13 protein-coding genes and 2 pseudogenes are annotated in these 14,493 nt (G+C 34.2%); 4 read left to right on the top strand and 11 right to left on the bottom strand.

Annotation, left to right across the window (positions count from 1 at the left end; all coding sequences use genetic code 11):
• Positions 1 to 85 precede the first annotated feature (85 nt).
• Positions 86 to 1,471, top strand: a complete 1,386-nt coding sequence (locus ACYVEC_RS05030; RefSeq protein ID WP_063225104.1) for a peptide MFS transporter — start codon at positions 86 to 88, stop codon at positions 1,469 to 1,471.
• Positions 1,472 to 1,500: 29 nt separating this feature from the next.
• Here ACYVEC_RS05030 and ACYVEC_RS05025 read toward each other — a convergent pair whose 3' ends face one another.
• The 4 genes from ACYVEC_RS05025 to ACYVEC_RS05010 all read right to left on the bottom strand — a co-directional run bounded on the left by ACYVEC_RS05025 (position 1,501) and on the right by ACYVEC_RS05010 (position 4,323).
• Entirely contained in the window at positions 1,501 to 2,133 is a 633-nt protein-coding gene (locus ACYVEC_RS05025; protein ID WP_460505811.1) for a class A sortase, read from the bottom strand.
• Positions 2,134 to 2,248: 115 nt separating this feature from the next.
• Positions 2,249 to 2,722 carry a DUF2178 domain-containing protein gene (locus tag ACYVEC_RS05020; protein ID WP_460505809.1) on the bottom strand — a complete coding sequence of 158 codons (474 nt, stop codon included), beginning with the start codon at positions 2,720 to 2,722 and terminating at the stop codon, positions 2,249 to 2,251.
• Positions 2,715 to 2,933: a helix-turn-helix transcriptional regulator gene (locus ACYVEC_RS05015; protein ID WP_000154014.1), complete on the bottom strand. Its 219-nt coding sequence runs from the start codon at positions 2,931 to 2,933 to the stop codon at positions 2,715 to 2,717. The genes ACYVEC_RS05020 and ACYVEC_RS05015 overlap by 8 nt, the downstream gene beginning before the upstream one ends.
• A gap of 112 nt (positions 2,934 to 3,045) precedes the next feature.
• On the bottom strand, positions 3,046 to 4,323 hold the full coding sequence (locus tag ACYVEC_RS05010) for a 3D domain-containing protein (RefSeq protein ID WP_460505807.1): 1,278 nt from the start codon (positions 4,321 to 4,323) through the stop codon (positions 3,046 to 3,048).
• Positions 4,324 to 4,984: 661 nt separating this feature from the next.
• Here ACYVEC_RS05010 and ACYVEC_RS05005 point away from each other — a divergent pair.
• Together ACYVEC_RS05005 and ACYVEC_RS05000 are read left to right on the top strand one after the other, a co-directional pair.
• Positions 4,985 to 5,488: pseudogene (locus tag ACYVEC_RS05005) on the top strand (methyl-accepting chemotaxis protein); the annotation flags it as partial.
• Between the two features lie 133 nt (positions 5,489 to 5,621).
• Positions 5,622 to 6,403, top strand: a pseudogene (locus ACYVEC_RS05000) (undecaprenyl-diphosphate phosphatase).
• A gap of 58 nt (positions 6,404 to 6,461) precedes the next feature.
• Here ACYVEC_RS05000 and ACYVEC_RS04995 read toward each other — a convergent pair.
• On the bottom strand, positions 6,462 to 6,665 hold the full coding sequence (locus ACYVEC_RS04995; RefSeq protein WP_001268339.1) for a hypothetical protein: 204 nt from the start codon (positions 6,663 to 6,665) through the stop codon (positions 6,462 to 6,464).
• Between the two features lie 172 nt (positions 6,666 to 6,837).
• Here ACYVEC_RS04995 and ACYVEC_RS04990 point away from each other — a divergent pair, with 172 nt between their 5' ends.
• Positions 6,838 to 7,989, top strand: a complete 1,152-nt coding sequence (locus ACYVEC_RS04990; protein ID WP_460505804.1) for a VanZ family protein — start codon at positions 6,838 to 6,840, stop codon at positions 7,987 to 7,989.
• Between the two features lie 7 nt (positions 7,990 to 7,996).
• Here ACYVEC_RS04990 and ACYVEC_RS04985 read toward each other — a convergent pair whose 3' ends face one another.
• The 6 genes from ACYVEC_RS04985 to bdhA all read right to left on the bottom strand — a co-directional run bounded on the left by ACYVEC_RS04985 (position 7,997) and on the right by bdhA (position 14,287).
• Positions 7,997 to 9,310, bottom strand: a complete 1,314-nt coding sequence (locus ACYVEC_RS04985) for a D-arabinono-1,4-lactone oxidase (RefSeq protein ID WP_063225110.1) — start codon at positions 9,308 to 9,310, stop codon at positions 7,997 to 7,999.
• Positions 9,298 to 10,470: an amino acid deaminase/aldolase gene (locus ACYVEC_RS04980; protein WP_063225111.1), complete on the bottom strand. Its 1,173-nt coding sequence runs from the start codon at positions 10,468 to 10,470 to the stop codon at positions 9,298 to 9,300. Before ACYVEC_RS04980 ends, ACYVEC_RS04985 begins: the two co-directional genes overlap by 13 nt.
• A gap of 111 nt (positions 10,471 to 10,581) precedes the next feature.
• Positions 10,582 to 11,583: a sphingomyelinase C gene (sph, locus tag ACYVEC_RS04975; protein WP_454015931.1), complete on the bottom strand. Its 1,002-nt coding sequence runs from the start codon at positions 11,581 to 11,583 to the stop codon at positions 10,582 to 10,584.
• A 73-nt stretch (positions 11,584 to 11,656) separates the two neighbouring features.
• Positions 11,657 to 12,508 carry a phospholipase CerA gene (gene cerA, locus ACYVEC_RS04970; protein WP_063225113.1) on the bottom strand — a complete coding sequence of 284 codons (852 nt, stop codon included), beginning with the start codon at positions 12,506 to 12,508 and terminating at the stop codon, positions 11,657 to 11,659.
• A gap of 263 nt (positions 12,509 to 12,771) precedes the next feature.
• On the bottom strand, positions 12,772 to 13,116 hold the full coding sequence (locus ACYVEC_RS04965; RefSeq protein WP_063225114.1) for a potassium channel family protein: 345 nt from the start codon (positions 13,114 to 13,116) through the stop codon (positions 12,772 to 12,774).
• A 118-nt stretch (positions 13,117 to 13,234) separates the two neighbouring features.
• Entirely contained in the window at positions 13,235 to 14,287 is a 1,053-nt protein-coding gene (gene bdhA, locus ACYVEC_RS04960; protein WP_033691573.1) for a (R,R)-butanediol dehydrogenase, read from the bottom strand.
• Between the last annotated feature and the right edge of the window lie 206 nt (positions 14,288 to 14,493).

The following is a 14,493-nucleotide window of genomic DNA, read 5'->3' as shown; positions in this document are numbered from 1 at the left end:
ATTGACTTATAATAGTTAATAAGGTAAAATATTAAATGTACAAAATTATTAACTTTGTTTTTGTTTGTGTCAGGAGGAAAATAACATGGAATCAACGATACAACTAGAAAGAGAACAACAAAGAAAAAAGAAACATCCTCCAGGTTTATACTTACTCTTCTTTACAGAGATGTGGGAAAGATTTAGTTACTATGGATTACGAGGATTATTAACATTATATTTAACGACAGCTTTAGTAAGCGGTGGTCTTGGGTTTAGTCCCGCATGGGCACTCTCTATTTACGGATTTTATACTGGAGCCTGCTATTTCACACCAATGATTGGTGGATACTTAACAGACCGTTTTCTAGGTAGACGAAAAGCGATCACAATTGGTGGTATAACAATGGCAATCGGTAACCTTACACTATTTGCCTTGCAAAACCAATTGGGCCTATACCTCGGATTAGCGCTTATTATTATTGGTAATGGATTCTTCAAACCGAACATCTCTACACTGGTTGGAGAATTATACGAAGAGAATGATCCAAAACGTGATAGTGCATTTACCATTTTCTATATGGGTATTAACGTCGGTTCATTTTTAGCTCCACTCGTTTGCGGATTTTTATCAGAAAATTTATTCAAAACAACAGTTGATGGCGTTGTACATTACGGATTCCGTTACGGTTTCTTAGCCGCTTCAATCGGAATGATTGTTGGACAAATTTTATTTACAACACTATCAAATCGCTACCTTGGTGATATCGGTAAAAAACCAACTCGCGATTTGCAAGCTGCTGCTGGACAACCATCAGTAGGAGATACACCGTTAACAAAAAAAGAAAAACAACGTACTGCAGTTATCGTCATTTTAACATGCTTCGTTGTCTTCTTCTGGGCTGGCTTTGAACAAGCTGGTAGCTCATTAACATTATATACAAACAAATTTGTAGACCGCTCAGTGTTCGGATGGGAAGTTCCAACATCTTGGTTCCAATCGGTCAACCCATTATTTATTATTTTACTTGCTCCAGTCATTTCAGCATTATGGGCAAAACTTGCAACTCGCAAGCGTGGGGATTTAAAAATCCCAACCAAAATGGGACTTGGTATGATTCTACTCGGTATCGGTTATATCATTCTCGTTATCGCTACATTAAAAACAGGTAGTGATGAACATAACATTACAGAAAAAGCAAACTTACTATTTATCGTCTTTACGTATCTTTTCCATACGTTAGGTGAGCTATTCTTATCACCTGTTGGACTATCAATGGTTAGTTCTCTCGCTCCAGTAAAACTAGCATCTTTACTAATGGGCGTATGGTTAGCGAGTTCAGGTATCGCCAACATTTTAGGTGGACAACTTGCAAGCTTCACAACTTCACTTGGATATGCTGAAGTATTTACAGTTATTGGCGCTGTAGCAATCGTTTTAGGTTGTGTTTTATTACTAATTTCCAAAAAATTAGTGAAGTGGATGGATTAAAAAAAGATGAGGGATTTCCCTCATCTTTTTTATTTCTTCGCCTTCGATCCTACTAAATCACCAGCAACAACATAACGTTTAGAATTATCTTTCACAGATACACATGTAATAAGCGTTATCTCATCTTTTCCGTGATCCTCGACAACTTCCCATTTATCAGGAGTTACTTCAGATACACCAGTAACCGCATACTCATATTCGTTTTCATTATCATACAAATAAATTTTATCGCCTTTTTTCAAAGATGCTACATCACTAAACAAAACACCTTTTTTAGACATGTTATGTCCTGCTAATGCATAATTCCCTTTTCCCATTACTTGATTTTCTTTTACTGTTGCTGCACCTGACAATAGGTTTTTCTCAGTAGAAGATTTTAAAACAGGAAGTTCTATGGAAACACTTGGAATCGAAATACGACCAATTACCTGCTTTTTATCTAATGATGCATTCGCTACTTCAGCTAAATCTGGTTGATCAATTTTGGAAGCATCTACAAATTCCGTCTCATGCTTTTCATAATTCATCTTTTGAACAGCTTGCACATTCGCTGTCTGTTTCTTCTCTGCCTGATATCCATCATAAAATGGCTTTCCAATTAAAACACCACCTACAACAAATAGAAGGATTGCTACTATACTATAAATTCTTTGCTTATTCATATACAATTCCTTTCCCTTACAAAATCTTACTCTATATAAAATGATAAAATAATATTGCTATATGTACAAGTGTAAGCTGAAAGAAACCTTCTTGCATGTGCAAGAAGGTTTCTTTTTAAGCAATTTTATTTCGATATAAGGACACGTGAAAAATCGTCATCTGAATAAAGAAGATACTAAACACAATATATATCGGATATGCAGGAACATATAGATTAACAATTGGGGAAAGAGTTAAAAAACCAACCGCACAAGGCAACACGAACCATAGTGACATAAATGTAGTACGACAAGCCTTTTCTGTAATTGCCTTTTCTCGCTCATCTTCTTGAGGAAATAATAGCGGAAACATCCAATACGAGAGCTCTTTATATTTTTTCTTTTGAATTTTATAAAGAACAGTCGATACAATACCAAATATTAAAAGTAATGCTAGCGGCATTAAACTCAATGAAACTTCGAATGGTACTCTCTCTGTTTGAATAAAATTAGCAACTTCAATAGTAAAATAATACAACTCAATAAATGCCCAACCTGCTAATACCATTAAAAGTACATTTAACATATAGGAAAATACAAGTCTATTCATCCTCTTTCCCCTCCTTATTTAAAACAAACACATCTTCCATTTTCAACTGAAATACATCGCAAATTGTAAGTGCTAATAACAAGGAAGGAACATAATCCCCTTTTTCAATTGCAGCAATTGTTTGTCTCGTTACTCCCACTTTTTCTGCTAATACACTTTGCGAAAAATTAAAGCGAGCTCTTAACTCCTTCACTCTATTTAAAATGGTCAATTTTACCACCTCTCAATTTCATTGTATGCTTTACTTAACAAAATGTAAACTCAACTTAACATTATTTTTATAAAAAAATCCAACTTTACGTATTGTAAAGTTGGATTACGTGTTAGTTTAAAATTGTAAGCTTAACATTTTTTCTGCCCCACTTACTAGAAGAAGCTTTATCTGGCATTAAAACATCAATTTTATGACCTTTAATCGCGCCACCAGTATCTGCTGCAATTGCTTCTCCGTATCCTTCAACATATACGCGAGAACCTAATGGAATAACAGATGGATCTACCGCAATTAATTTCATTCCTGGGTTTGCAGTTAAATTATAGCCTCCCCATGCAGAATATACTTGTTGACCTGGTCCATAACCATTTTCAGCTGGGTCTGCTGTATACGCTGTTGCATGTACATAAAGTTCTTTTCCGCCAGCAGTTGGCTTAGAAGGTTGTGCAGGTTCTACATTTGAATTATTATTTTTAGATTGAGCTGGCTTACTAGCTTGTTCTTGTTCTTGTTCTTGCTTTTGCTTTTGCTTTTCAGCAACATCTGCCTGTGCCTTAGCTAAAGCTTCTTGCTCAGCCTTTGCAGCTGCCTCTGCTTTTGCACGCTCTTCTGCTGCAATTCTTGCTGCTTCTTGCTCACGAGCAATTGTTTCTTGAACTGCTTTCATATTTGATTCGATTTTAGCTTTTTCTTCTGCTGCTAAATTAAGTTGGCTTGCAACCGCATTATATTTAGCTTGAACTGTTTGTAAGTTATCTTGACGCTTTTTCAAGTTATCTTGCAACTCAGCTTGTGCTTTTGCTAATTTTTGTTTGTCTACTACTAAAGATGCTTCTTTTTCATCAATTGTTTTCTTATCTTCTTCAATTTGACGAAGATCTTGTTCTTGTAGACGTAAAATTTCTTTATCAGCTTCTAGAATGGTAGAAACTGCGTTCATACGTTGTAAGAAATCTGCAAAGTTTTTTGACTCTACTACAACTTCTACTACTAAACTTGTATTTGAACTGTTTTGAACAGAAACCATACGTTTTCTCATAATATCCTTACGAGCAAGGACCTTATCTTCTAAAACGACAATTTCATTCTTTTTTTGCTCAATCTGCTTATGTGTTTCATCAATTTTACGTTGAATAGCAGCTTGATCCTCTTTATTTTTTGCAATTGTATTATTTAAATTATGTAGTTCGTTTTCGATACCTTGAATTTCTTTACTAACAGCTTGCTTCTCTTGCTCTTTCTTTTGCATATCTGCATCATTTTGCTGCAATTGCTGTTGCATGTTGTTAAGTTTCTCGTCGTTTGACTCTGCTTTTACAGCGACTGTACTAGAAAGACCGATAATGCCTGCTAATACTAGACTACTGATTCGCTTAAAATAGTTCATAATCCGACTCCCTTCTTATACAGTTATACATGATTTATTTTACAGTTTGTTTACAATACCATTAAATACAGTTTATTTTTCATGACGAAAAAAAGGGAATTATGCATAAAATGTAATAGATTCTTAAATATTTAACAATTCCTATATTTAAAAATTATAAAAGATGCTAAAATCCAAATATAGAGAAAATATAACTTCTAAAGGCGGTTGAAATAAATATATGTTTACTCAAAAGAAATCACTCCAACATAAAATTGATCAATTAGAAAATCGTATACAGGAACTAGAAACAGAATTAAAACAAAAAGATATTGAAAAACAAGAGATTATTTCTTCTATCCACGATCGTGTACAAAGCGTTGTTCAAGAGCATAAACTTGTAAATAATCAACACCATACACTTCAAAATTTAGTTCAACAATTAAACTCATGTTTCGAAAATGTTTCAACCCGTACTACACATTCCAATGAATTGAATAACGAAATGTTACAAAAAGAGCAAAGCTTAATTCAATCTATTGAAGAAATTATTGACTGTTCTAATGAAGGAAAAGAATCTGTTCACCGTTTACTTATTGTAATTAACAAATTAGGTGAACAATCTCAACGTACGTCTAATAGTATGAATCATTTAAGTGAACGCTCAAAAGAAATCGAGCAAATTGTAGAAGTCATTCAAAACATTGCAGCACAAACAAATTTACTTGCTTTAAATGCGAGTATTGAAGCTGCGCGTGCTGGAGAGCATGGTAAAGGATTCGCTGTCGTTGCCAATGAAGTAAGAAAACTAGCGGAAAGTACAGCGGAAAGTACAAAAAACATCGGCAACTTAACGAAAAAAATTCAAGAAGAAATTGAAAAAGCATACGATAACACAAAAGATAATTTACATTTAGTCGATGAAGGTGTAGAAATGAGTGCCGATACAAACGCTAGAATTGAAAATATTTTAATTATGATTCAAACGTTACAAAATGGTGCTACAAATGTTATTAAAGCTATCGAAAACCAAAAATCTTGTAATGATGATATATTACGAGAATTCGCTAATACACAACAAATGTTCCAAAAATTAAATACTACTATTATGAACCATATTCATGATGCCGAAAAAGTCGATGTTCAATTGACTAAAGGTCTTCAAGAAACAGCGGCTTCTCATTAATAATAAAAACCCCCTTATAGCGCTATAAGGGGGTTTTATTATTTTTCGAATATTTATTTCTTCTCAATATTCATCCGTATCTTTGTTATAATGGACAAGTTGTTTCTTTCGACTAATAAACAAGGACGTTATTATGGAACAATTTTATTACATTTTAAAATATTTAATTCTTGGTCTGTTCCAAGGACTAACAGAGCCAATTCCGATTTCTTCAAGCGGTCACCTCGTTTTAGCACAGCATTTGCTAGGACTAAAAATAGAAGGGTTTAGCTTCGAACTACTTGTTAATTCAGCTTCATTATTAGCTGTATTACTTATTTATAGAAATGATTTAATTCGTCTAACGAAGAATGGTCTATCTTATATATTTACAAGAGCAGAAGACGCAAAATCAGATTTCTTCTTTATTATTTACCTTGTTATTGCGACCATTCCAGCAGGTGTTATTGGTGTTTTATTTAAAGATTACATCGATCAGTACTTAAAAGGTGTGAAGATGGTTGGGATTTCCCTTCTCATTACTGCTGTCGGCCTTTGGATTATTAGAAACTTGCGTGGACGTAAAAATGATGGTGACCTTTCTATGAAAGATGCAATTATCGTCGGATTAGCCGATCAGGTGCAACAATCGTAGCAGCGATGTTACTTGGTATGAAACAAGAAACAGCCCTTCGTTTCTCCTTCTTACTATATATCCCTGTTAGCTTAGGTGGTTTATTACTAAGTATTACAGACATTGCAAAAGATCCAAATCTAAACACATTATTCGTACCATATGTCGTTGCATTTATCGCAACATTTATCATGGCGTATATTTCGTTAAAATGGTTTATGAACATTATGGCAAAAGGAAATTTAAAATATTTCTCTTTCTATTGCATTATCGTAGGTGTACTTACTCTTATTTTCTTATAAAGTGAAACTTACAAAACGAAAAGCGAGTCATTCTATTAAACTAGAATGACTCGCTTTTTTATGCGTATACTTTCTTTTCTTGACAATACAAACGAATAACATGTTTATTTTGTTGAAATACATCATGCGTTAGGCGGATAATAATAAAATTTCGTTTTGTTTGATCATCATGAACAAAAATCTGTTCTCCCTCTTGAAAACGCCAAGCACTTTCAAAAGTTGTAATATGATTCCCACTTACAGAAAAAAGCTCATATCGCATATCTTGTACCCTCTCTCAACTTATCATAATCATAATATCCTTATATTAAATTTAGTATAACTTAATTCCATTAAAATTTATAATTTTTTCTATTTCAAAATATTTTAATTTTGTTTTAAGGTTCTTTTAACGTTATAATGGTAAACGAATTTTCATTGAAAGGAGCTTCATTTTGACTGCATATTTATTTCCAGTAAAAACAGCATTTATTTTATTTCCTTTTTTAGCAATGTTTCTATTAATCCCTTTCTTAATTTTTAATTATCGAAAGTATGGTTATTTAAATAAATGGCGTTCATTTATTTTATACTCATTATTACTTTATTTATTAAATGCCTATTTTCTTGTGATTTTGCCGTTGCCACAAACATATGATACTTGTAGCCTACAACCGGCTAATACGCAGCACATGCAACTATCACCATTTTATTTCATACAAGAAATTAGTAATCATACCTCGGCAATTTTAACGAAACCAGCTACTTATTTCTACCTATTAAAAGAATCTGCATTTTTACAAGTAGCATTTAACGTTCTATTAACCGTTCCATTCGGTATTTACTTACGTTATTATTTCCGCCGTAGTTTCCTACAAACAATTTGTATTTCTTTTTGTCTTTCACTCTTTTTCGAGCTAACACAATTGACTGGACTATACGGTATATACAATTGTGCATACCGCTTATTTGATATAGACGATCTGTTTTTAAATACATTAGGCGGCGTAATTGGCTTTATCATTGCACCAATATTTACGTACTTCCTTCCGAAAGCAAACGAGTTAGATAGTCATATTGATTTGGAAACGAAACCAGTCGGATTCGTTCGTCGCTTTATCGCGATGCAAATTGATTGGATTTTCTTATCTATCGTTGTACCTGTCATTAAAAACAAAGGAAATTCTTTCTTTGTTTCTAATATTCAATCTTACACGAACATATACGAACTCATTTTCATAACGTGTTCGATCTTTATTTACTTTATTATCATTCCATACTTTACGAATGGAAAAACAATTGGTAAAGCATTGCTTCGTATTTACGTGAAAGGAAAGTCAGATCGTATTACGATGAAGGAACTATTCATCCGTTATGGTATATTCTATTTCATTTTAGGTGGAATCAATTATATTCTTTCTAGTAGTTCTATCTTAAATCTTACAGAGCCTTTAGTATTACTAGTTATAGTATTATTCCAATTCGTAATTAACGGCATATTTATTATTCATGTTTTATTACATGTATTTAGTCGTGATAAGTTACTATTTTACGAGCATATCAGTCAAACAAGAAATGCAATTACACTAAAAAAAGCTGACAAGTAATACTTTGTCAGCTTTTTTTCATAGGCGTAAATAATTTTTCTGTATAAGGGTTTAAAAACATTCCAGTTTCATCTAATAACTTCCTCACCTTTAGAAACGAGTGTAATTCTGGATATATATTTTGTAATTTTTCGTAAGTTAACGTATGCATTTTCCCCCAATGTGGGCGTCCCTCGTACTTTAGAAAAATTTTCTCCACCTCACCAAAATAAGCAGCATATTTCATACCTTTATACATATGAACAGCGATATAGGCTGAATCTCTACCGTATGCTGGACTGAGCCATATATCATCACCTTTCACATAGCGGCATTCGATTGGGAAGTGCACCTTATACTTTTTCTTTTCAATAAGCTTTGAAATTTCTTCTACAACAGTTCTCATATACTTTGACGGAACACTATATTCCATTTCATAAAATGGTACCGTACGTGATGTAGAAAACACTTCATAGCTCGGACCTATTATTTTTGTGTTTGGTACAGCTTTAGCTGATAATCGACTTACTCCCTTACTTATAGAAGGAAACCATTTACATCCTTTAGATAACAAAGAGAACATCCTATTTTCTAGTAACTCCACCTTTAATTTATGCCATTTCAAATCACTTTCTTTACTCATCGTTTCATTGGTAAACTTCACTTGCACTTCATCTGAATAAGGAAAAACGAAAAATTCAAAATGACGATTCTTCTTATATTCTTCTAGCTTGTTCATTACAGTAGATAATGACTGTTTTTCACTTTCATAGACGAGCGAATACGCTGGGATAACTTTCAACTTTATTTTTACAATGATACCTAGCATCCCAAGCGACAACTGAAAAGCTCTCCAATATTCCACATTCTCCGTTTCTGAACAAACTATACTCTCACCTGTAGATAAAACTGCGGTAATCTCTATAACTTGTGTTGATAAACTCCCAAAGGTAACACCCGTCCCATGAGTTCCCGTACTAATCGCTCCTGCAATAGATTGTGAATCAATATCCCCTAAATTTTCTTGTGCATAACCTTTTTCTTCAAGTAACTTCCCTAGGTCATATAGCTTTGTTCCTGCCCATACTTCGGCAACCATCTTCTCCGCATCAATACTCACAATGCCCTTCAATTCATCTAAAGAAACTAAAATTTCTTCCGTTTGCACGAGAGGTGTAAAAGAGTGCCCTGAACCGACAACACGAATTTTCTTCCCTTTTTTTCGCGCAAGTCCTACAACCTCTACCACATCTTGTACACTTTCTGGATACATCGTATAATGCGGCGTTCCTTCTACATTCCCTGTCCAATTTCTCCATTTCTGTCCCTTTATAGAAAGCATTGGCCATCCCCCCGATATGTTGAATACTCCCCAACAATCTCTCCTTCTTTCACACGATATAAAAAAGGAAAGCGCTCACATAACTCTCCAGCTTTACTATGGCGAAACAAGATAGAATCTCCTATCTCTACTCGTTCCTCGCCGTTATAAAAAATTGGTGTTTGTACCTCGCCAGCACCTTCTAAAGCTACTAATTTTGCACCATCAGGCCTCCAAACCTCAGGTTCTTTATCTTTCCCAATTGCGCCTGAGGCAATATATCCACCACCTAGACAAGTGTAAATAGTTGGAGCTGGTTTACGCACAACTGGTAAAGCAAATCCGACAGCTGGATGAAATTTGACCTCTTTATAATAATCAAACAGTTTCGGAGCGTAAAAAGCAGAACCTATCGTAATCTCTGAAACTGAATTATCTTTCTCGGTTGTTTTTATACTTCCTGTGCCTCCCCCATTTACAAACCTTAGTTCAATGCCTAGATTTTGTATTTCTTTTACGATATGTCCCCTTCTCTCTTTAACCTCTAACACCGATTTCTTCTTCAAATACGAAATTACTTTACTTTTCACTCGTTGATTCGGTATGTGATCTCCTACCCCAGCAATTTGGGCTTCATATCCCATTACACCATCTAGTATTAAAAATGATGATTCTTTCACCCTTTTTACTATTTTCAAAGCACCTTGCCCATCTTTTACCGGTGATCTTTTGACTCCAAAATGAAACTTTAAAAAACAACTACTCATATCAATATCCAAACAAACACGAAAACACCCTTTAGACTTCTCAGCAATTTTTTCTAAATAAACAATATGATCTTCACAATCCACCATACAAGTTATAATGAGCCCTTGCTTTGTTAACAAACTTATTTCATGTAACGCTCTTTCATCATAAGCAGGATACCCGAGCAATAAGTCATTGAATCCTTGTTCAAGTAAAAACAAAGCTTCCCTAGGTGAAAAACACATAATACCTTGAAATCGATCATTTGCAGCTAAAATCTTTTTCATAACCGAAACAGAACGTAACGATTTACTCGCGATACGAATCTTTTTATTCCCACTTAGTTCTATAATCGATTGAATATTTCTATCTAAAGCCACTTCATCCAAAAATGCACACGGTAATGGAACTTCTTTAAAAATCCCTCGATCCACATTTTTTCTCCCCTCTTCTCTATATGTCTTATACATATTGGAAAGAAAGTTTAAATTTCCTCTTTCAAAATAAAAAAGTTTCTTCCTATTTAAGAAGAAACTTTTTTAGGACTACTTCATAGAAATAGTCGCCTCTACTGGATAATGATCAGAATAATCATTATACGTATATTTTTGGAACCATGATGTAACAGTCCATTCTGGAGATTTCGGCTGCAACACCTTATTCTCTATATAAGATGGATTCGCATGGTCTTTACTTGCAATAATATAATCTAAATGTTCAGCAGGTGCATCTGGATAATTGTATTTCGCAACACTGTTTGTCGTCGCATCCCAAGTTGCTGTATGTCCCGTATAAGATGGAATTGAAGCATGTAATGTTTTAAACATTGATGCGTACTCTGAGTCACTATTTTTCTCTGCATTTATTTTATTTACGTTCATATCACCACCAAATAGGACATACTCGTCATTTGGTATATTCTTATTTTTAATAAAATCTTGAATTTCTTTTAACTGGTTTGTACGTACAGATGCAGGTGAAGTTTTTCCGCACATACTATCTTCAGCCTGCAAATGCGTCCCAATCACATGAACGAAACGATCATTTTTCTTAATTTTCGTGTATACAAATCCTTTATTTGATAAATTATCTGGTCCGCATCCGTTTGCAAATACATATTGAACCTTTTCAATGATTGGCCATTTGCTCACGATTGCAACGCCCCCGTCTTCAGGAGTTGAAGATGAATAGCTACCTAACGTTTTATCCCATTCGTTTCCGTTACTACGACCTAATACAGCTGTTTGATTTGGGTATTCTTTCTTCAAATTTCCTAAAAGACGATCTGAAGCGCTATTATCAAACACTTCATTTAATATAACAACATCCTGATTTTTAATATAATCCGCTGCCCCGATTAAATCAGCACGCTGGCTTTGCCCCCAGTTCGGATATAAATTTGTTGATAACATATACACATTATGTGTCATCACTTTTAAAGTACTATTTTGATTTGTAGATGTGTCTGCTTGAGCTGAAAATCCTCCGTATAAAACTCCTAAACCAATTCCAAAGCTAAGTACACCTTTTAGCAAATTACCTTTCACGTTTCATACCTCCATGTGTATAGTGATAAAAAGGCCAAATACTCTATTATGAGATTTGACCTTTTTTAAATACTTAACGATCTCCGTACGTATCAAACCAAAGCTGAATGTATCCAGCAGTAACACGTTGTGCATCCATTAATCGCTTACCTGTCATTGGTGTAACTTCAGCACGCCATTTATCTGCATATTCTTGTGATACAGCTGCTTTTACGAACCAATCTTTCGTATTATCATTTACAATTCCAGCGTAATCTTGTTTTGCTGCTACTGCCGCTCCATGAATCCAATCTTCTGGATTTGTACCCTTCCAGTTCCAATATCCATTTCCATCCGTTACTTTATAATTATCTTTTATCGTATCTACAAAGTTTTCATATTTAGAATGGAATCCTTGTGGGTACGAAAGATTTGTAAAGTTTGCCGCATGCATCGGTTGGTTTACATCTCCTAAATAATGAAGAGATAATCCTAAATAGAAGAATGCTTGTTTCATATCTTTATTTTTATATGATTCACCAGCTAATTTAAAATATTTAGCTCCAGTTTCTTTTGCCTGCTTTGCAAATGGAATATATGTTTTTCCATTGTCTGGATCATAGAAATGTGAAGCAAATGTGCTATTATCATAATAAGGATTTTCATAGTCAGCAGCATAAATACCATTTTCTAATTCCGTACGCCATTCATTTACTTGTGCAACTCGATCTTGTTTTACAAGTGTTGTATTGCGAGACATAATATCAATGGCACGGTTTACAATCCATAAATGAGAGTTTACACCTTCTTTATGTTTATCTTCAGCAGACCAACGGTGAACTATTTTTATTTTACTTCCCCCATCATTTTCATGAGCAAATGCAACGCTTTGTAAAGGGGCTACTAATGTAATAGCTGCTGCTAAAGCAAGTACTTTCTTTTTCATCTGAAATCCTCCATTTTATAATTGAATTATTGTAAACTTTTTGTTAGGATCCTATGATGTCGTCCGGTTAACCTATGACTAGAATATCCCACCTTTCACGAAATATCTATTACTAAATTAAAATATGCAAATTTTCATATCATTATAACTTTATACATAGTGAATATAATGAATGACTGCACTTATATTGTAATAAAGTATTGTTAAGCTTCTGCAAATACTTGTCTAAACTAATGTAAAAAAGAGTAAAGCATCCACATGCTTTACTCTTTTTTTCTCTTCGATAGTATACTTGGCAGTTGTACGTTAACTGCCAACTTATGTATAAATCCAAACACTAATCCGATCCCTATAAATATGTATAATATCGTAAATATCTTTCCGAAGTCAGTTTGAGGACTAAATTGCCCATCACCGACAGTAGTCAGCGTCACAACGCTAAAATATAAAGCATCAAGAGGACGTAACCCCTCCACTGTACTATAAAAGATTGTACCAGATATTAATGTCAAAATTGTTAATACGAATAATACTTGAAATTCTTTATCTTTCCACGCTCGTAAACAAGCTTTTAGCATCCGTTTCAATGTCAACATAAATGAAAGCATTAGACTTCCCCTTCCAAACAAAATACCTTTAGTTACAGGAAAGTCTATCACCTTTCTGTATAGAAAAAAAGTAGCCCTCTTCTATTTCTAGAAAAGAGCTACTTTTTACTATTCTCTATTATTTAGGTGAAACAAGAATTTTTACTTGTGTTTTATCTTTTACAAGTGCTTCAAATCCTTCTTCAACAACTTGATCCACTGTGATTTTTTTCGTAATTAATTTCTCAGCTTGAATTTGGCCAGAGCTAATTAATTTAATAACAGCTGGGAAAATATGACGGTATCCAAGAATACCTATAACTTCTTTTTCTTTTAATACAAGGTTGTTTGGAGTAATTGTCGCATCTTTTTCCCACACACTAACAATTACAGTTTGACCTTCGAAACTTGTGCTTTCGATTGCTTGGCGAAGTACAACTTCAACACCTGTTACTTCAAAGCTCACATTTACACCTAAACCATTTGTTAAGTTGCGAATTTCAGCTAATACATCTTGAGTCGCTGGATTTAATACGTAATCCGCACCTGCTAATTTTGCTAACTCTTGACGTTCTTTAGAAAGTTCAACTGCAATAACAGGAGTTGCTCCTGCTGCTTTAGCTGCTTGGATAACAAGAAGTCCAATTGGACCACAACCAAATACCGCTACAGCTTCCCCTTCTTTTAATTTACTTTGACGTACTGCATGAACTGCTACAGCTGCTGGTTCTACAAGTGCACCTTGTTCATACGTCATTTCATCTGGAATATGGTGAACCATATCTTCTGGTACTACTGTATATTCAGAGAAACCGCCGCCTTCTCCACCAAGACCGTGGAAAACAAGTTGTTCACAAACATTGTAATGTCCATGTTTACAAGCTTCACATTTACCACAAGAATAAATTGGTTCTACAACGACGCGGTCTCCCACTTTATGAGATGTAACGCCTTCACCGATTTCAACTACCTCACCGCTAAACTCATGACCTAAAATAACCGGTGCTTTTACATGTGTTAATGGATGCTCTTCTGTTGGAATAAAAATAGGTCCTGCTAAATATTCATGCAAGTCTGTCCCACAGATACCACACCATTTAACTTTGATTTTCACTGCTCCTGGTTTTACAGTTGGTTCTGGTACTTCTTCTACTCGTACATCACGTTGATTATGCCAAAGTAGTGCTTTCATCTTATACATCCCTCTCTACGTATATACTTAACCTGGTGAAGTTTACAAATCTATTATAATACTTTAATCCATATATTTCAAAAAAACAATCTCATTTCCACTAAATTTTAACAAATAATGTTCAACATTTTGTCACTTTGTACTTTTTTCCACATCTGTTAATGCTAATTTCATTGCGGTTGAAATTAGCATTATGCCATAATAGC

The organism is Bacillus sp. MN7755 (assembly GCF_054771475.1).
The sequence above is the reverse complement of the archived record's forward strand: the minus strand, read 5'-3'. Positions and strand labels throughout refer to the sequence as shown.